The sequence below is a fragment of the Citrobacter sp. LJND-P06 genome, from assembly GCF_058188415.1.
On sequence record NZ_CP187317.1, the window covers coordinates 680,081 to 698,587 of the forward strand.

Consider the following 18,507-nt stretch of genomic DNA (forward strand, 5'->3'; position numbering starts at 1 on the left):
CGTGAACAGACGTAACTTTATTAAAGCAGCCTCCAGCGGGGCATTGCTGTTAGGCGCCGCGCCGTCTGTCAGCTATGCAGCTGCCGAAAATCGCCCGCCGATCCCAGGATCGCTGGGGATGTTGTATGACTCGACGCTGTGCGTAGGCTGTCAGGCCTGCGTAACCAAGTGTCAGGATATCAACTTCCCGGCGCGTAACCCGGAAGGGGAGCAGACCTGGTCTAATAACGACAAACTGTCGCCATACACCAATAACGTTATTCAGGTGTGGCGTAGTGGCGATGGCGTCAACAAGGACCAGGAAGAGAACGGCTACGCGTACATTAAAAAACAATGTATGCACTGCGTCGATCCCAACTGCGTCTCTGTTTGTCCGGTATCTGCACTCAAAAAAGATCCTAAAACCGGCATCGTTCATTATGACAAAGATGTGTGTACCGGTTGTCGTTACTGCATGGTTGCGTGTCCTTACAACGTGCCGAAATACGACTACAACAACCCGTTTGGTGCGCTTCATAAATGTGAACTGTGTAACCAGAAAGGTGTTGAGCGTCTTGATAAAGGCGGTTTGCCAGGCTGTGTCGAAGTCTGTCCGGCCGGGGCGGTCATTTTTGGTACGCGTGAAGAACTGATGGCGGAAGCGCAAAAACGTCTGGCACTGAAACCAGGCAGCGACTACCACTATCCGCGTCAAACGTTGAAATCGGACGATACCTATCTGCATACGGTACCGAAGTACTACCCGCATCTTTACGGTGAAAAAGAGGGCGGCGGTACACAGGTGCTGGTGTTGACGGGGGTTCCTTATGAGAATCTGGATCTTCCGCAACTGGCCGATCTTTCAACGGGCGCACGTTCAGAACATGTTCAACACACCCTGTATAAAGGCATGATGCTACCACTGGCCGTGCTGGCGGGCTTAACCGTGCTGGTTCGTCGTAACACCAAAAACGACCATCACGACGGAGGAGACGATCATGAGTCATGATCCTAAACCGCTGGGCGGAAAAATAGTCAGCAAACCGGTCATTATTTTTGGGCCGCTTATCATCCTCTGCATGATCCTCATCGTGAAACGTCTGGTATTCGGATTGGGGTCTGTCTCCGATCTGAACGGCGGTTTCCCGTGGGGCGTGTGGATCGCGTTTGACCTGTTGATCGGCACCGGTTTCGCCTGTGGTGGCTGGGCGCTGGCGTGGGCGGTATATGTCTTTAATAAAGGACAGTATCACCCGCTGGTGCGTCCTGCACTGTTGGCGAGCCTGTTTGGTTATTCCCTGGGTGGCCTGTCAATCACCATTGACGTTGGTCGCTACTGGAACCTGCCGTACTTCTACATTCCGGGCCACTTTAACGTGAACTCGGTACTGTTCGAGACGGCGGTCTGTATGACCATCTATATCGGCATCATGGCGCTGGAATTTGCCCCAGCCTTGTTTGAACGTCTGGGGTGGAAGGTTTCGCTCAAACGTCTGAACAAAGTGATGTTCTTTATCATCGCGCTTGGCGCGCTGCTGCCAACCATGCACCAGTCTTCAATGGGTTCATTGATGATTTCTGCGGGTAATAAGGTTCATCCGCTATGGCAAGCCTATGAAATGCTGCCGCTGTTCTCGGTATTGACCGCCTTTATCATGGGCTTCTCGATAGTCATCTTTGAGGGGTCTTTGGTACAAGCCGGTCTGAAAGGGAACGGCCCGGATGAGAAAAGCCTGTTCGTGAAACTGACGAACACGATCAGCGTCTTGCTGGCGATCTTCGTGGTTCTGCGCTTTGGTGAACTTATCTATCGGGACAAACTGTCGTATGCCTTTGCGGGCGACTTTTACTCAGCCATGTTCTGGCTTGAAGTTGTTCTGATGGTCTTCCCGCTGGTGGTGCTGCGTGTCGCGAAACTGCGTAACGACTCACGCATGTTGTACCTGTCCGCGCTGAGCGCGTTGTTAGGTTGTGCAACATGGCGTCTGTCCTACTCGCTGGTGGCATTTAATCCAGGCGGCGGCTACCACTACTTCCCGACCTGGGAAGAACTGTTGATTTCTATTGGTTTTGTGGCTATTGAGATTTGCGCATATATCGTACTCATTCGTCTACTGCCGATACTTCCTCCTTTAAAGCAAAACGATCAAAATCGTCATGAGGCGAGCAAAGCATGAGCCAGAGAATTACTATTGATCCGGTAACCCGTATTGAGGGGCATTTACGCATCGACTGCGAAATCGAAAATGGCGTGGTATCAAAAGCATGGGCATCCGGCACCATGTGGCGCGGCATGGAAGAGATCGTGAAAAACCGCGATCCGCGCGATGCGTGGATGATTGTGCAGCGTATTTGTGGTGTCTGCACCACGACTCACGCTATCTCTTCAGTGCGTGCAGCAGAAAGCGCGCTGAATATCGATGTTCCCGTGAACGCGCAGTACATCCGTAACATCATTCTGGCAGCGCACACCACGCACGACCATATCGTGCACTTCTACCAGTTGTCTGCGCTGGACTGGGTGGACATCACCTCCGCACTGAAAGCCGATCCGGCGAAAGCCTCGGCGATGCTGAACGGCGTGTCGACCTGGCACCTGAACAGCGCGGAAGAGTTCACCAAGGTTCAGAACAAGATTAAAGACCTGGTTGCCAGCGGTCAGTTAGGCATTTTCGCTAACGGTTGCTGGGGTCACCCGGCGATGCAACTGCCGCCGGAAGTGAACCTGATTGCGGTGGCGCACTACCTGCAGGCGCTGGAATGCCAGCGTGATGCAAACCGCGTCGTGGCTCTGCTGGGCGGTAAAACACCGCACATTCAGAACCTGGCGGTCGGTGGGGTAGCGAACCCAATCAATCTGGACGGTCTGGGCGTGCTGAACCTTGAACGCCTGATGTACATTAAGTCCTTCATCGATAAGCTGAGCGACTTTGTTGAGCAGGTTTACAAGGTAGATACCGCGGTTATTGCAGCGTTCTATCCTGAATGGCTGGAACGCGGTCAGGGTGCGGTGAACTACCTGAGCGCACCGGAATTCCCGACAGACGGTAAAAACGGTAGCTTCCTGTTCCCTGGTGGTTACATCACGGATGCAAACCTGTCTACCTATCGTCCGATCACCTCTCACTCCGATGAATACCTGATCAAAGGGATTCAGGAAAGTGCGAAACACGCGTGGTACAAAGACGAAGATCCGCAGGCACCGTGGGAAGGCACAACGGTTCCGGATTACACCGGCTGGTCAGATGACGGCAAATACTCCTGGGTTAAAGCACCGACCTTCTACGGCAAGACTGTCGAAGTGGGGCCGCTGGCCAACATGCTGTGTAAACTGGCGGCTAAACGTGAGTCTACCCATGCCAAGTTGAATGAAATCATTGCGATTTACACCAAGCTGACCGGTAAAACGATTGAAGTGGCGCAACTGCATTCGACGCTGGGCCGCATTATTGGTCGTACTGTTCACTGCTGTGAACTGCAGAATGTTTTGCAGGATCAGTATAACGCGCTGATCGTGAACATCGGTAAAGGCGACCACACGACCTTCGTGAAACCGAATATTCCGGCAACCGGTGAATTCAAAGGTGTTGGCTTCCTCGAAGCGCCACGCGGTATGCTTTCTCACTGGATGGTGATTAAAGACGGCATTATCAGCAACTACCAGGCGGTTGTACCGTCAACCTGGAACTCTGGCCCACGTAACTTTAATGACGAAGTGGGGCCGTATGAGCGCTCTCTGGTAGGGACGCCGATCGCCGATCCGAACAAACCGCTGGAAGTGGTGCGTACCATTCACTCCTTCGATCCTTGTATGTCATGTGCGGTGCATGTGGTGGACGTTGACGGGAACGAAGTCGTCTCAGTTAAGGTTCTGTAATGCGGATATTAGTCTTAGGGGTCGGCAATATTTTGCTGACCGATGAAGCCATCGGAGTTCGTATCGTTGAAGCGTTAGAGCAGCGATATGTGCTGCCGGATTTCGTTGAGATCCTCGATGGCGGCACGGCGGGAATGGAGCTTCTCGGCGATATGGCGAACAGAGATCATCTGATCATTGCTGATGCCATTGTGTCGAGAAAAAACACACCGGGAACCATGATGATCCTGCGGGATGAAGAGATTCCGGCGCTGTTTACCAACAAGATCTCACCGCACCAGCTTGGCCTGGCCGACGTTTTGTCGGCCCTTCGCTTCACCGACGAATTTCCGAAGAAACTGACCCTGGTGGGTGTTATCCCGGAATCGCTGGAACCGCATATTGGCTTAACGCCAACAGTGGAAGCGATGATTGAACCTGCTTTAGAGCAGGTTCTTGCCGCGCTGCGCGAATCAGGTGTTGAAGCTATCCCTCGGGAGGCGGCGCATGTCTGAGGAGTTGTTAGGGTTCCAGACTCCCCCGAAGGCGCAGGTTCAGGCCGCGTTTGAAGAGATTGCGCAGCGTTCGATGCACGATCTCTCTTTTCTGCATCCGAACATGCCGGTGTACGTCTCTGATTTTACGCTATTTGAAGGTCAATGGACGGGGTGTGTTATCACCCCGTGGATGTTGAGTGCGCTGATTTTCCCTGGGCCGGAGCAACTCTGGCCGCAGCGTAAAGTCAGTGAAAAACTGGGGCTTCGTCTACCCTATGGCACAATGACCTTCACCGTTGGCGAACTGGATGGCGTTTCACAGTATCTCTCCTGTTCGCTGATGTCGCCGCTTAATCACAGCATGTCGGCTGAAGAAGGGGTTCGCCTGGCGGACGACTGTGCGCGGATGTTGCTGTCGCTGCCGGTCAGCAACCCTGACGCGCCACAGCTAAATCGTCGTGCGCTGCTGCTGGGCCGTAGGAACTGCGAAAATGCATGAGTTGTCTCTGTGCCAGAGCGCCGTTGAGATCATCGTGCAGCAGGCAGAACAACATGATGTAAAGCGGGTCACCGGTGTGTGGCTGGAGATCGGGGCGCTCTCTTGCGTTGAAGAGAGCGCTGTGCGTTTCAGTTTCGATATCGTCTGCCAGGGTACGGTTGCGCAGGGATGTGAGCTTCACATCGACTACAAACCGGCTCAGGCCTGGTGTTGGGATTGTAGCCAGGTGGTTGAAATCTCGCAGCATGATGCGCAGTGTCCGCTTTGCCATGGCGATCGTCTGCGTGTTGAAACTGGCGATACGTTGAAAGTAAAAAGTATTGAAGTTGAATAACCGGTTGTACATTCCAGGTGGTTAACTATGTGTATTGGAGTTCCGGGTCAGGTGTTGGCCGTCGGTGAAGACATTCACCAGCTTGCGCAGGTTGAAGTGTGTGGCATCAAGCGTGATGTCAACATTGCGCTGATATGTGAAGGCGATACTGCTGAGTTGGTCGGGCAGTGGGTACTGGTGCATGTGGGATTTGCGATGAGTATCATTGACGAAGAGGAAGCCAAAGCCACATTAGATGCGCTACGCCGTATGGAGTATGACGTCACCAGCGCCTGATAACCCCTGATGACAATCTGTTAAGTGTTCTCACATCGCTGTATACTTAATTATATATCGATAGTGAGGACACCCCTATGCTCAAATCCTTACGCCAGCTTTCCTTGCTGGCGTTGCTTTTTTCCCTGCCGTTACTGGCGCAGGCCGACCGAACATTTACCGATCAGCTTGGCCGCCAGGTGACCGTTCCAGACTCCGTGGATCGCGTGGTCGTGCTTCAGCATCAGACACTCAACCTGCTGGTACAAATGAATGCCACCGACAAAATTGTTGGTGTGATGGCGAACTGGAAACAACAGCTTGGCGACGGTTACGCGCGCCTGGCTCCGGAACTGACAAAGAAAGCCGCCCTTGGCGATTTAACCCATGTGGATGCTGAAGCGTTGGTGGCTCTGCATCCCCAGGTCGTGTTCGTCACAAACTACGCGCCACAAGAGATGATCGACAAGATAAGCCACCTCGGTATTCCGGTGGTGGCGATTTCTTTGCGTCATGATACCGCCGGTGAACAGGCCAAAATGAATCCGACGATGGCGGATGAAGAACAGGCTTACGATCGGGGTCTGCGCGAAGGTATTACGCTTATCGGCGATATCGTCAACAAGCCGGAAGAGGCAAAAGCGCTGATTGCAGCAACGGATAACGGGCGCAAGAGTGTTAGCGATCGTTTACAGGCTATTCCTGAAAATCAGCGTGTTCGCGCCTATATGGCGAATCCGGATCTGACCACCTACGGTTCCGGTAAATATACCGGGCTGATGATGGCACATGCGGGGGCGCTGAATGTAGCGGCTGCCACGATTAAAGGCTTCAAACCGGTTGCCATGGAACAGGTGATCGCCTGGAACCCGCAGGTAATCTTTGTGCAGGATCGCTATCCGAAAGTGGTCGACGAGATCCTACAAAGCCCGCAGTGGCAGGTGATTGATGCGGTGAAAAATCACCGCGTATACCTGATGCCGGACTACGCCAAAGCCTGGGGCTACCCGATGCCGGAAGCGATGGGCATCGGTGAATTGTGGATGGCGAAAAAACTCTATCCGCAGACGTTTCAGGATATTGATATGCGTCACGTCGCCAATAACTGGTATCAGCGTTTTTATCGTACCGATTATCAGGGCGTTGACTGATGCACATACTGGCAGCCGGGAGTTTACGCGCGGTCTGGCGACCGCTGATGGCGTGTTTTCAGGCGCAAGAAAGACAGGATATTTCCTGTGATTTTGGTCCCGCGGGGTTGCTGCGTGAACGGATTGAAGCAGGGGAGCCGTGCGACTTTTTTGCCTCGGCAAACCTGGCGCATCCGCAAGCGTTGCTGGACGCCGGACGCGCGCTGTTTGTCGCGCCATTCACCACCAATCGCCTGTGTCTTTGTGTGCGGGCAGATCTCGTGCGTGCCGGTGATGACTGGCTGGCGCTGTTAACCCGGCCGACGCTACGGATTGGGACATCAACAGCGGGTTGCGACCCGTCAGGTGATTATACCCAGCAGCTTTTCTCACGAATGGGGGAAGCAGGAGAACGTGTGCGGGAGCGTGCGGTGGCGTTGGTCGGAGGCAGGGGCACATTAACTCCTCCGGCGGGCAGGCTGGCTGCTGAGTGGTTAATCAACAACGACGACACCGATATCTTCATCGGTTACGCCAGCTATGCGCCCAGATTGCGTGAGGTTGCTACGCTAAAAATCCTGGCGATACCAGAGCCGTATAACCCGGTAGCCCAGTACGCTTTTGCTTGCTTAAGTGAACAGGGTAAGCCGTTTTCAGACTTTCTGCTTTCACCACCCGCGGGGGCGATCCTCAGGCAGCACGGGTTTACGTAACGGCCAGATGTACAGGGACAAACGCGTAGGCCTGATAAGCAAAGCGCCATCAGGCAATCTCATGCCGGATGGCGACGTAAACGTCTCATCCGGCATCCGGGTTTAGCTCTGACGCTTGTCTTCGGTCTGTGTGTCAAAGTCGCTGGCATCATGACGCTCATGCAACTGCTCGTTCAGCGGTCCGTGAGTGCGGTTTACAATCCGCCCACGCTTCACGGCCGGACGTTCAGCAATCTCTTTCGCCCAGCGCTGGACGTTTTGATAACTGCCCGCATCGAGGAACTCTGCCGCATCGTAAACGTTACCTAACACGACGTTACCGAACCACGGCCAGATTGCCATATCGGCAATGGTGTACTCATCTCCCGCAACATACTGGTGATGCGCTAACTGCTTATCCAGCACATCCAGCAGACGTTTAGCTTCCATGGTGAAGCGATTGATGGCGTACTCAATTTTCACCGGCGCGTAGTGGTAAAAATGGCCAAAACCACCGCCGAGGAACGGTGCTGCGCCCTGGAGCCAGAACAGCCAGTTCAGGGTTTCGGTGCGTTTTGCCAGTTCCAGGGGCAGGAAATAGCCAAACTTTTCCGCCAGATAAAGCAGGATAGAACCTGATTCGAACACACGGCACGGCGGGGTCAGCGAATGATCGCGCAACGCCGGGATCTTCGAGTTTGGATTGACCTCAACAAAGCCGCTGGAGAACTGATCGCCTTCGCCAATGCGGATAAGCCAGGCGTCATATTCCGCCCCGGTTACGCCCTGCGCCAGCAACTCCTCCAGCAGGATTGTCACTTTCTGACCGTTAGGCGTTCCCAGGGAGTAGAGCTGTAGAGGATGCTTGCCGACAGGCAGCGTTTTTTCATGGGTTGGGCCAGAAACTGGGCGATTGATATTGGCGAACGGGCCGCCGTTGGATTTTTCCCACGTCCAGACATTCGCGGGCTGATAAGTGTTATCGGACATGTTGACCTGCCTTCAGAGGGGTTGTGTTGAAGCAGTGTAGCAGTTCAGTCGACCCTCATTTAACAGATTGGGACATTAAGATGGCCGCCGATTGTGAATTTTTCGCCACTGAACGCCATCCGCTTCGTTGAGGTGTATGATAAGTCGACCTCTGTCCGGTTAGTGTCGCAGAGCAGGCCATCAGAGCGAAAAATTCACGCCAGGCTGCTCAGGCTGTATTGTTTTGAGGTAAGGTGCATGAGCAAAGGAACGACCAGTCAGGATGCCCCTTTCGGGACATTATTGGGCTACGCCCCCGGTGGTGTGGCGATCTACTCTTCAGATTACAGCTCCCTCGACCCACGGGACTACGACGATGATGCAGCTTTTCGTAGCTACATTGACGACGAATATATGGGCCACAAATGGCAGTGCGTTGAGTTCGCCCGCCGTTTTCTCTTTCTTAATTATGGTGTTGTGTTCACTGATGTTGGAATGGCGTGGGAAATCTTCTCGCTGCGCTTCCTGCGTGAAGTGGTGAATGACAACATCCTGCCGTTACAAGCTTTTCCTAATGGTTCTCCCCGGGCACCCGTTGCGGGCGCGCTGCTGATCTGGCAAAAAGGCGGTGAGTTCAAAGATACCGGCCATGTGGCGATCATCACCCAACTACTGGGCACCAAAGTCCGCATTGCGGAACAGAACGTAATCCACACGCCGCTTCCTCCGGGTCAACAGTGGACTCGTGAACTGGAGATGGTGGTCGAGAACGGCTGTTATACCCTTCGCGACACCTTTGATGACACCACCATTCTGGGCTGGATGATCCAGACGAATGATACGCGCCACAGCCTGCCGCAACCTGAGATCGACAACGACGCGTTGAAGATCCGTGGTGCGCGACTGGAGAACACCGGGCAGTTTGACGGTAAATGGCTCAATGAACAGGATCCGTTGCAGAAAGCGTACGTGCAGGCTAACGGCCATGTGATCAATCAGGATCCGCATCAGTATTTCACCATTACTGAGAGCGCAGAGCAGGAGCTGATCAAAGCGACCAATGAGTTACATCTGATGTACCTGCATGCGACCGACAAAGTACTGAAAGATGACAGCCTGCTGGCGCTGTTTGATATCCCGAAAATTCTCTGGCCGCGCTTGCGGCTCTCCTGGCAACGCCGTCGCCACCATATGATCACCGGTCGTATGGATTTTTGTATGGATGAACGCGGGCTGAAGGTCTACGAATACAACGCCGATTCCGCATCGTGTCACACCGAGGCAGGGTTGATCCTCGAAAGATGGGCGGAGCAGGGTTATAAAGGGACGGGACATAATCCGGCGGAGGGTTTGATCAACGAACTGGCGGGTGCCTGGAAGCACAGCCGGGCGCGTCCTTTCGTGCATATCATGCAGGATAAGGATATTGAGGAGAACTATCATGCGCAGTTTATGCAGCAGGCGCTGCACCAGGCGGGATTTGAAAGCAAGATCCTGCACGGTCTGGATGAACTGCGTTGGGATGATGCCGGTCAGTTGATTGATGGCGAGGGTCGACTGGTGAACTGTGTCTGGAAAACCTGGGCGTGGGAAACGGCTATTGAACAGGTACGCGAGGTCAGCGAAACAGAATACGCGGCAGTGCCTATTCGTACCGGGCATACCCATCAGGAAGTCCGGCTGATTGATGTGCTGCTCCGCCCGGAAGTTTTAGTCTTTGAGCCGCTGTGGACAATGATCCCCGGCAACAAAGCTATCCTGCCGATTCTGTGGCAACTGTTCCCCCATCATCGCTATCTGCTTGATACGGATTTCACCGTTAACGATGAACTGGCGCAGACAGGATATGCGGTGAAGCCGATCGCGGGCCGCTGTGGCAGCAACATCGATTTGGTCAGCCATCAGGAAGAGCTACTGGATAAAACCAGCGGTAAATTTGCAGAGCAGAAGAACATTTATCAGCAACTTTGGTGTCTGCCAAACGTGGCGGGTAAGTACATTCAGGTCTGTACGTTCACCGTTGGCGGCAACTACGGCGGCACTTGCCTGCGTGGTGACGAATCACTGGTGATTAAGAAAGAGAGTGATATAGAACCTTTGATCGTTGTGAAGGCGTAGCCTCTCGTTTTGAAGCGAAATCAGCGGTGGTTGTCTGCCGCCGCTGATTCATTACGGTCGTTTCATTCTCAAAACGCTAAAAACGACTTCCAGGCAGACATGCTGATGCGACAACTCCTGCCCTGGCGCGGTATTCCCCTTGAAATATCTGAATTTAGTGTTGAGCGGCGATATATTTAACTGAAATTATACGCCGACTTTCATGGGGTCACTGACTTCAGAGCAATGGGGCGCAATTTGTTTCAAATTTTCTGTTTTTTTATTTAAGGCAATACTACTTTTAGCGTGTTTTCGCATTACGTGTTGTGTTATTTCTGAGCAGAAAATTAAAAGTGTGATATTATTCCCACCATGAAAAGTGACTGGCAAAGATGCACAGTCGCAGAATTCGATATACAGCGACATGAGTTAACAAGACGTTCTCATACTGTTATGCCCCATATCAAAATATTCCAACTAAATAAAATAACACCTGGCAGTACTGGGTTTGGTTTTAATTCTGGAGTAGTCAAATACATTTAATTTTGTTAAGTGATATTGTTCATCAGATATAAACAATGTTACATACAAAATAACATCACTCTCTATTTATTAACAGTCAACAGACAGGTATTAGCAATGCATTTCATTAAACTGGTTGCGGCTTTTTTATTTGTTATTTCTGGCAGTGTATTGGCAGCAGATTTTACAGTGACTCCGGCAGTGATTAAAACGACTAAAATTTATCAGAGCGGTGCCGCTACTCATATGCAAAGCGCTTCTCGTCATATGGCGACTGTCGAGCAGGGCGGCGTAAATAATCGAGTCTCGATTACTCAGGCGAATGCAGGGAATACGGCAGATATAAAGCAAAATGGTAATAATAATAGCCTGTCGATCTCTCAAAATGGTGGCTATGATATGGCTGATGTGCAACAGGATATCGCGACCTCTAACAGCGATATTACCATTAACCAGGGGACTATGGATTTAGGTACGGATTCTCGTGATGCAAGAACGGTTCACGTTCAGCAACTTGGCGCGACAGGGAGTTCTGTGAATATTACTCAAAATACTGCGGCTTCAGCATATGTTAGCCAAAGCGGTTCACAAAATAGTGTCAGTATTGTGCAGCGCTGATCATAACTTTTTGAATTATTCAGAAGGGAAGCGGTAACGCTTTCCTTCTTCAGACGTCATTGCACTGCACATCATAACAATCGACGTTTCGCATATTGGCAGGGTATGTGTTGGTTGATCTTGCTTGCCTCATTTTTCTTTTTCACTTACGCTCAGGACAGCGTAGAGAAGAGAAATGTCTAAAAGGTTTACTATGAAAATTATAACTATCGTTATTTTGCTACTTTCATTTCCTGCCATGGCTAAAGATCAATTATTCGCACTATCGGAATTGCAAGCCATATACGATAAATTAAATATCTCAACTTTTCGAAGTTCTTTGATGCCAAAGAGAACGAAAAACATGGTCTATTTAAGTCAGGCAGGGCTTCCTGCTCCTGAGTATTTTAGTAATGGATTATCGATAGAAAATAAAGACTGGATCTATACATTTAGCGTTATAGAGAAAAAAGACAAGAACAGAGACGGCGTTGTTGATTACACAATCTGTTTCTCAGATAAATCGAAAACAGGAACATATCATTCAGTCCAGCCAATGTTGATTTCACCATTAGGCATCGACGGCCAATTTATCGCTCTGTCATTCACCGTGGATGGATGTTGACTTCAGGAAGTGAGCGAATCTCGCGCGTTGCGCTGGCTATTCGTTTTAGTCTGCATGGTCGCATTTTCAACACTCGGGTTTGCAGCCAAATCCGATAACACAGACATACAATCGCCAGGGGACAAGGAGCAATGTAAAGGTTGAGTCGCTCTGGAGGGGGAAACTGCCAGATCAAAACCCATCAGCGTAACCACAGACTGCCTGGCTGAGTGCTTCTCATCTGTGGATCCCAGAGTTTTATAAATATGTGATGCATGTTTATAGAACGCTGTTTTATTTTATTCGGTTATATGTTTTATTTACGCGGTGTCAGGCAGTAACACTCCGCCTCTGGGATTCTGTTGTTGCCACGACTTTCGGGATCTGGGGCGTGGATCCCGACAGATGGTCAACTCTGACCGCAATACGTATAACTGGAGACAAACGTGAAAAAATTATTTTGTACGGCATTATTGCTGTTGAGCACCTCCTGCTTTGCACAAAGTACTGATGTTAAAGCGGTGACTGATGCGGTGGAAAATATGCGTCTTGCCATGCTTAGCGCTGAAAAGGCCAGTCTTGAAAAGGTTGGCCTGCCTTCTCTGAGCTATGGTCACTCAAGCGGAAGAATTGAAAATAACGCCGAGTTTGTTGATGCGATTGTGACCGGGAAATCAAAATTTGAGACGCTGAACCTTAACGACCAGACTGTTCAGGTTGACGGGGATGTTGCCATTGTCCGCCATATTCTGGAGGCAAAAACCCATGACAGCGGTAAACCGGCGGGTGAAGTTAAAATCGGCGTGATGCTGGTCATGAAAAAAGACAGCGCTGGAGAATGGAAGTTGTTAGCGCGTCAGGCGTATAAGTTACCGCAGTAATATTCAGGAATCAGGTACATCAAATGACGGATGTACCTGATTTAGCACTATAGGCCCTGTCATCTCAGGGCTCCATAAAACCAGACAGGCGTTTCTGCCGCGACTCCCATGCGTACCCCCCAGCGATCAGCTTGCTGTGGATGCATCAAACCAGAGATCAGTGAGTCGTGATTATTACGTGTGATGCAGGTACGAATTACCTCATAAGTGCTGTATTAAAATACAGTGTTGACAGACGATTAATAACGAGTAGATTGACCTTATACCCGGTATGGAATTAAGTTAAAGTGTTATTTACCGGTATGACTTACCCTGCAAGGTAAGTGAGATGCGATAAAGGCCACGAAGTGTTTTTTGTTTGGGTTCTTCAGCATTGAGCAGGAAGTTTATGCCCGTGTGAAGAGGTTTTAAGGCCACGTAGTAAATCTCTACAATCGCATAATGTGGACGATGGCGCGATGATGTAAGGCCTTGTTGTTGATAGTTATTCCGCGGTTCGGTAGGTCGCAGATACGACATTGAAAGGACGGCGAAGAGAGTAAGGCAACGCATCAAAGAGTATATATCGCGCGGGTGATGTACTTGTTGAGAAAAGTCGTAAAGATAATTCTCAATGAAATAAACAGGATAGAAATTTATCTAATAGGATTTCAGGAGGATAGTCGTATCTGAAGTGAAGTGCTGATTTATCCTGTAAAAACATGTACATCTTTAGAAGTAGTATTAAATAATTAAGTTGATTAATGTTAAATATTAATTTGAAAGTATCTTAAAAGCCCCGGCGTTTTATCGCAGGGGCTTTTTCATTTTTACGACTGAACATTATTGTTCAAGCATTCAACGTGTTGATTATGTTGCAAGATTGCTCTTTTGACAGAGTGTCTTGAATGGCTAAAGCTGACGTAAAATGCCCGTTTTGTGAACGGGCGGAACCGGTTAAAAAGCCGGTAACTGTCAGGTCTTAGCTAATACCGCCTGGCTGTTTGCGGCACTATTCGACAACATCGCTAATCGATTTAAATAGCTCAATTCGACGTTCAGCATCTGTTTCGGCTAAAAGTTTGATAGCATCAGACGGTAAAACCCATCCGATAGCCTTATGCGCACTCTGACTGTTACCTGCCCCAAAATCTCTCCAGCCCGAACTGAGATGGAAGAAAGACCGGATACTTCAGTTTAGACTGTCACTTTTTTCAGGGAGGAGATCACTTACAGTCTCACCTGTGGTCAGGTTGACCAGAAATCTACCGGAACCGAAAAAGCAAAAAACCCGCCATAGGCGGGTTCTTCTAAATAGTGGTGCCCGGACTCGGAATCGAACCAAGGACACGGGGATTTTCAAAACTCGTGCTTGGTGTGCCTGACTCTCAGTTTACACGCTGTGGAGTGTCCCTTGGCACGCCACAAGACCTCTGATGCACATCAGATGTTTAGAAGTCACGCAGTATGTGGACTCTACCAACGTAAGTGCATCGCACTTGACCATCTACTCTCCCAGTTACTGGCTAAGTAGTTGCTTTGTACTGATCTCCATTCTCACATGGTTTGGCCAACGCTAGCCGATGAAAACAATCTACACCACTAGCCACGGCTCAACAGCAAATTTCTTGCCTGCAAACAGTCGGTTTCAAAACGATTAAGGTGCACTGGCTAGTAACGAAGCCGCCAAGTAGTTTCGGCTTGCGCCTTCTTGGTCTATTACCGAAAATGCACCAGGCATTCTCACTGACCCAATTCTTGTTTCGACGATAAAACCCAACATGCCTTGGCCAACTAACGCCATGCCAGCAACTTTACGAACTCCTGCAGATGCTGGGCCACCACCGCCGTTCGGATCGTCGGGGTTGGGCTACCAGTCATCGGGCGTTGGGTAGTAGGAACTCATGCCTGAAGGATCGTCAGGAGCTGGATAATCGTTGGGATTGGGCTTGCCACCTGAACAGCTCCCCGATTCTACACCGCTACCTGAACCACTACTGCCGCTCGTAACTCCTGAACCGCTACCTGAGCCACTACCACTCGTTACTCCTGAAGCACTGCCACTCGCCGCACCGCTAACCAAGCGTTTCCTTATCCGTAATGAATACCCGGAACGGAGCAAAGTCCAGCAATTTGCTCTTTTCTTGGAAGTTCGTCTACCTTGAATACGTGAAGATTGATTCCGGTGGCAATGCTTTCCTCGTCCCAGAAAATATCCAAACTTACGAACCACCATAAACTGTCTATGCTCACGAATCGTTAGCCCTCTAACACTTCAGTCAACCGGGACCTGCTAAGTCGGCCCGTTACTTCAAACGTTAGATGCTTGGAGGTTCTATGCAATTCTCAAAATTACAATTTGCTGAGAAGGCCGCAGTCGAGCCATATGCTGTTCCAAAATTTGGTGCTGAATTACCCGCTTTGACGCATTTGCTATCGACGGTTCCACTAGGGCAAAGGCCGCGCTCAATTTTAATCACGCATGTGCTCGACACTGCAGTTGCATATATTGAAGCTGTTAATATGATATTCCCTGTTGCTCGAATCGTGGCAATTCCGTATTCGGCATCGTCAGTCGCAGTGCAGACTCTTAAAGAAAAAGGATTCAATATCGTAGTACCTGCCACCATCCCCGATACCTTTGTAGAAGCTGAAAGGCAAGCAATTGCAGCTCTAACCGAGTCACAAGAGCCGTTATTGGCTCAAGAAGTAGGGGGGTATCTCGCTCATGCTTCTGTGAAACTATCTGCATTTCAGCATTTTTTGGGGGTTGTTGAGGACACGAATAATGGCCACTGGTTGTATGAAAGGACTGGGCCACATCCCATACCAGTAATGTCTATGGCCCTGAGCCCCTTGAAAGCAGTTGAGGACTCAATTATTGGAGATGCAGTGCTTTTCAGCATTGAGCGTGTGCTCCGAGAGGAATTTGCGGCAATTTGTCAGGGGCTACGATGCGCGGTCATTGGCTTTGGAAAAATCGGACGATCTGCAGCAGTTGCGCTAAAAGGACGCGAAGCAGTTGTATCCATTTATGATATTAATCCTGCCAAAGATATGAGCGCAAAAGTGGAAGGCTTCTTTCCGGTGCCATTGCATGATTTATTGCCAAAATCTGATCTGGTAGTTGGATGCACGGGGCAAACTTCTATTCGTCTCGTAGATATGCCATTCATTAAGGACGGTGCGGTTCTGGCGAGTGCAAGCTCAAAAGTTGTCGAATTCGCTATCGTAGATTTTGAAAGGGAATGTGAGGTTGAAAAATTCTCCGACCTTGTGTGGAGATTTAAGCAGCCAAACGGCAAGCTGTTTTATGTTCTTTTGGGAGGAACTCCGATCAACTTCAGAGACAGCAGCATACTTGGAACAATTCTCGACATGATTTATTGCGAACTATTTGTATGCATGCGCGAGGTTGCAGCAAAACGCGCACCTATTGGACTTACAAAATCCCCGCCTGCGATACAAGATGAAGTTTCAAAAGCTTGGCTTAGAGCACACTCGGAAGATTTCCCATTGTCGTTAGATGATAAAGTGTGGGACTACCCAGAAAGCTTGAAGTTGGGCATTCCTCGTTATTAGCACAGGAGGCCGTATGCCAAATGAACTGTTCATCGCGTTTTGGAACGTCGAAAATCTATTTGATGTGGAGTCTGCGGATCGACCAGAGAAAGTTCGCAAACTTATCGGTAAAGATATCGAGGGTTGGAATGATGACCTACTAGAAGCAAAGCTGAGCCAGCTTTCAAAGGTGATCAGAGCCATGAATAATGGGGAGGGGCCAGATATTCTAGGTGTATGTGAAGTCGAGAATCAAACTGTTCTGATGAAACTCGCTGGGAAAATCGTCACTGACGGTGGACGTCAATATCAGATCGCACACGCAGATACCAGTGATAACAGGGGAATTGATGTTGCTTTTCTCTACGACCCCACTATTGCGAGCACATCCACAGACAAAATGTACCAACATTGGGTCGTCAAGCGATATGCGACTCGCGAGCTGTTTCAGGTGAATTTTAATATTGATGGACAAACAGTAGTACTCATCGGAAACCACTGGCCATCAAGAACTGCTGGGCAGTATGAAACTGAGCCATACCGGATGACGGCTGGTGAAACATTGTCTTATTGGGTTGAGCGGATTCAGCAAGAATTTGGCGAAGATATTCCTATCATTGCACTGGGGGATTTTAATGATGAGCCATTTAACCGTTCGATCACCGAATACGCACTCTCCATTAACGATAGCAGTCGAGTTATCGATGGAAAAAACCCATACCTACTGAATCTTATGTGGCCAATCCTTGCCTCAAGTAAAGGATCCCACATTTACAATCAGCAATGGAACATGCTCGACCAAATTATGATAAGCCGCGGGATTGTTAGCGGAGAAGGCGGTTGGCGGCAACATGGAAATGCTCAGATTGAGGCCGTTGCCTTAATGACACACCCACAAAGTAATGGGCCAAGGCGATTCGGTATTAAGCCAAAAGAGAGAGATACTGCAGGATTTAGTGACCACTATCCTGTCAGTGTCACGCTTAAACGGTGAATATCAGTCGCACTCAAACCACATCTAACATGGCGGTTACCAGTGTGATGGCGCACATCTCTCAGGTGGCTGCATTTTACAGTGATGTTTACCATGAGATTGGGGATTTCCCGATGATGAAGAGACGGCGCTGGAATTTGATTTACGGCTGAATGAACAATGGCGCTGTAAGAAGGGAGAAAAATTCAATCTCCGGGCTGACGAAAAAATGCTTACCTTTTGGTGTGAGCGTTACATGAAAAAAGATACCCAGTGGATATCTGCCATGTTGGAGAAAATCAGAGCCCACACGGATACCGTCAGTGTCCCCTGGTCATCACACTAATACGCAGTAAACTACACAAACTCTAACCAGTCACCTATTGATCTGGACTGACCCCTCGCAAATGCCAGAGGAGAACTGTGAGCTGCCGCCCACAATCTACACTGATCAGAACGGAAAAAAGTTCAGGTTTATTTTTGGGCAAAGGGTTTACTTTGAAGAGTGATTTAAAGAATGGGGCGATTCTCACATCAATTACTGGAGGCTTAACAGTGGTGGGGAGTAAGTTGGTTTCCCTGAGGGCTGATAACCGGTTTTATTGAGAACCGTGAGCAAGGCCGGGAATACTTTCCGGGATTGGGAGGGGTTGAGCAAGCCTACCGGCGCGGTAGTGTTTTGCAGAGCTCCGAAGTGAAGCGATGCTGCTTGTCTTCTCCTGACCGGACAAAGACCGGATTCTGCATTTCAATGATCAATTCACCAATAGGTATACCTAGTGGAAATAGTATTTATTGGCAGAGTGAAGACCAGCAGACGTTGGCACAGTGACTGGAAGGGCATATATAAAGGACAATGCTCAGGTGGGGCCCAAGGTGTAAAGCAGTGTCTCTTGTGGTCGACACGACCAGAAATCTACCGGAACCCCAGAAAGCAAAAAACCAGCCCGTAGGCTGGTTTCTTTAAATAGTGGTGCCCGGACTCGGAATCGAACCAAGGACACGGGGATTTTCAATCCCCTGCTCTACCGACTGAGCTATCCGGGCAACGGGGCGCATTAAAACCGATCCGCCTCGTTTCG

General features: G+C 49.9%; 16 protein-coding genes and 1 tRNA gene. 15 read left to right on the top strand and 2 right to left on the bottom strand.

Going from position 1 to position 18,507, the window contains the following annotated elements; translation table 11 throughout:
• Nucleotide 1 precedes the first annotated feature (1 nt).
• The 9 genes from hybA to ACO7SM_RS03310 all read left to right on the top strand — a co-directional run bounded on the left by hybA (nt 2) and on the right by ACO7SM_RS03310 (nt 7,263).
• A complete protein-coding gene (gene hybA, locus ACO7SM_RS03270; RefSeq protein ID WP_490469669.1) occupies nt 2–988 on the top strand; it encodes a hydrogenase 2 operon protein HybA in 987 nt (328 codons plus the stop codon).
• Nucleotides 978–2,156, top strand: coding sequence for a Ni/Fe-hydrogenase cytochrome b subunit (gene hybB, locus ACO7SM_RS03275; protein WP_490469670.1), 1,179 nt, complete (start codon nt 978–980; stop codon nt 2,154–2,156). The genes hybA and hybB overlap by 11 nt, the downstream gene beginning before the upstream one ends.
• Nucleotides 2,153–3,856, top strand: coding sequence for a hydrogenase 2 large subunit (hybC, locus tag ACO7SM_RS03280; RefSeq protein ID WP_490469671.1), 1,704 nt, complete (start codon nt 2,153–2,155; stop codon nt 3,854–3,856). The genes hybB and hybC overlap by 4 nt, the downstream gene beginning before the upstream one ends.
• On the top strand, nt 3,856–4,350 hold the full coding sequence (locus tag ACO7SM_RS03285) for a HyaD/HybD family hydrogenase maturation endopeptidase (RefSeq protein ID WP_203359992.1): 495 nt from the start codon (nt 3,856–3,858) through the stop codon (nt 4,348–4,350). Before hybC ends, ACO7SM_RS03285 begins: the two co-directional genes overlap by 1 nt.
• Nucleotides 4,343–4,831 carry a hydrogenase-2 assembly chaperone gene (gene hybE / locus ACO7SM_RS03290; protein WP_490469672.1) on the top strand — a complete coding sequence of 163 codons (489 nt, stop codon included), beginning with the start codon at nt 4,343–4,345 and terminating at the stop codon, nt 4,829–4,831. The genes ACO7SM_RS03285 and hybE overlap by 8 nt, the downstream gene beginning before the upstream one ends.
• Nucleotides 4,824–5,165, top strand: coding sequence for a hydrogenase maturation nickel metallochaperone HypA (hypA, locus tag ACO7SM_RS03295; RefSeq protein ID WP_490469673.1), 342 nt, complete (start codon nt 4,824–4,826; stop codon nt 5,163–5,165). The genes hybE and hypA overlap by 8 nt, the downstream gene beginning before the upstream one ends.
• Nucleotides 5,166–5,192: 27 nt before the next feature.
• A complete protein-coding gene (gene hybG / locus ACO7SM_RS03300) occupies nt 5,193–5,441 on the top strand; it encodes a hydrogenase maturation factor HybG (RefSeq protein ID WP_192613473.1) in 249 nt (82 codons plus the stop codon).
• A gap of 77 nt (nt 5,442–5,518) precedes the next feature.
• On the top strand, nt 5,519–6,571 hold the full coding sequence (locus tag ACO7SM_RS03305; RefSeq protein WP_490469674.1) for an ABC transporter substrate-binding protein: 1,053 nt from the start codon (nt 5,519–5,521) through the stop codon (nt 6,569–6,571).
• Nucleotides 6,571–7,263, top strand: a complete 693-nt coding sequence (locus ACO7SM_RS03310) for a molybdate ABC transporter substrate-binding protein (RefSeq protein WP_490469675.1) — start codon at nt 6,571–6,573, stop codon at nt 7,261–7,263. Before ACO7SM_RS03305 ends, ACO7SM_RS03310 begins: the two co-directional genes overlap by 1 nt.
• Nucleotides 7,264–7,365: 102 nt before the next feature.
• Here ACO7SM_RS03310 and yghU read toward each other — a convergent pair whose 3' ends face one another.
• Entirely contained in the window at nt 7,366–8,232 is an 867-nt protein-coding gene (yghU, locus tag ACO7SM_RS03315; RefSeq protein WP_490469676.1) for a glutathione-dependent disulfide-bond oxidoreductase, read from the bottom strand.
• A gap of 237 nt (nt 8,233–8,469) precedes the next feature.
• On the opposite strand from yghU, the gene gss reads away from it, so the two are divergent.
• From gss to ACO7SM_RS03345, 6 genes are all read left to right on the top strand, one after another.
• Nucleotides 8,470–10,329: a bifunctional glutathionylspermidine amidase/synthase gene (gene gss / locus ACO7SM_RS03320; protein WP_490469677.1), complete on the top strand. Its 1,860-nt coding sequence runs from the start codon at nt 8,470–8,472 to the stop codon at nt 10,327–10,329.
• 618 nt (nt 10,330–10,947) lie between these two features.
• Nucleotides 10,948–11,448, top strand: coding sequence for a hypothetical protein (locus tag ACO7SM_RS03325; RefSeq protein ID WP_490469678.1), 501 nt, complete (start codon nt 10,948–10,950; stop codon nt 11,446–11,448).
• A 193-nt stretch (nt 11,449–11,641) separates the two neighbouring features.
• Nucleotides 11,642–12,052: a hypothetical protein gene (locus ACO7SM_RS03330; protein WP_490469679.1), complete on the top strand. Its 411-nt coding sequence runs from the start codon at nt 11,642–11,644 to the stop codon at nt 12,050–12,052.
• 425 nt (nt 12,053–12,477) lie between these two features.
• Complete coding sequence (locus ACO7SM_RS03335; protein WP_490469680.1) at nt 12,478–12,912, top strand: nuclear transport factor 2 family protein; 435 nt, start codon at nt 12,478–12,480, stop codon at nt 12,910–12,912.
• 2,316 nt (nt 12,913–15,228) lie between these two features.
• On the top strand, nt 15,229–16,473 hold the full coding sequence (locus tag ACO7SM_RS03340) for an NAD(P)-dependent oxidoreductase (RefSeq protein WP_490469681.1): 1,245 nt from the start codon (nt 15,229–15,231) through the stop codon (nt 16,471–16,473).
• A 13-nt stretch (nt 16,474–16,486) separates the two neighbouring features.
• Complete coding sequence (locus tag ACO7SM_RS03345; RefSeq protein WP_490469682.1) at nt 16,487–17,446, top strand: endonuclease/exonuclease/phosphatase family protein; 960 nt, start codon at nt 16,487–16,489, stop codon at nt 17,444–17,446.
• Between the two features lie 950 nt (nt 17,447–18,396).
• On the opposite strand, the gene ACO7SM_RS03350 is transcribed toward ACO7SM_RS03345, so the two are convergent.
• Nucleotides 18,397–18,472 (bottom strand) — tRNA-Phe (locus ACO7SM_RS03350).
• Nucleotides 18,473–18,507: the final 35 nt, after the last annotated feature.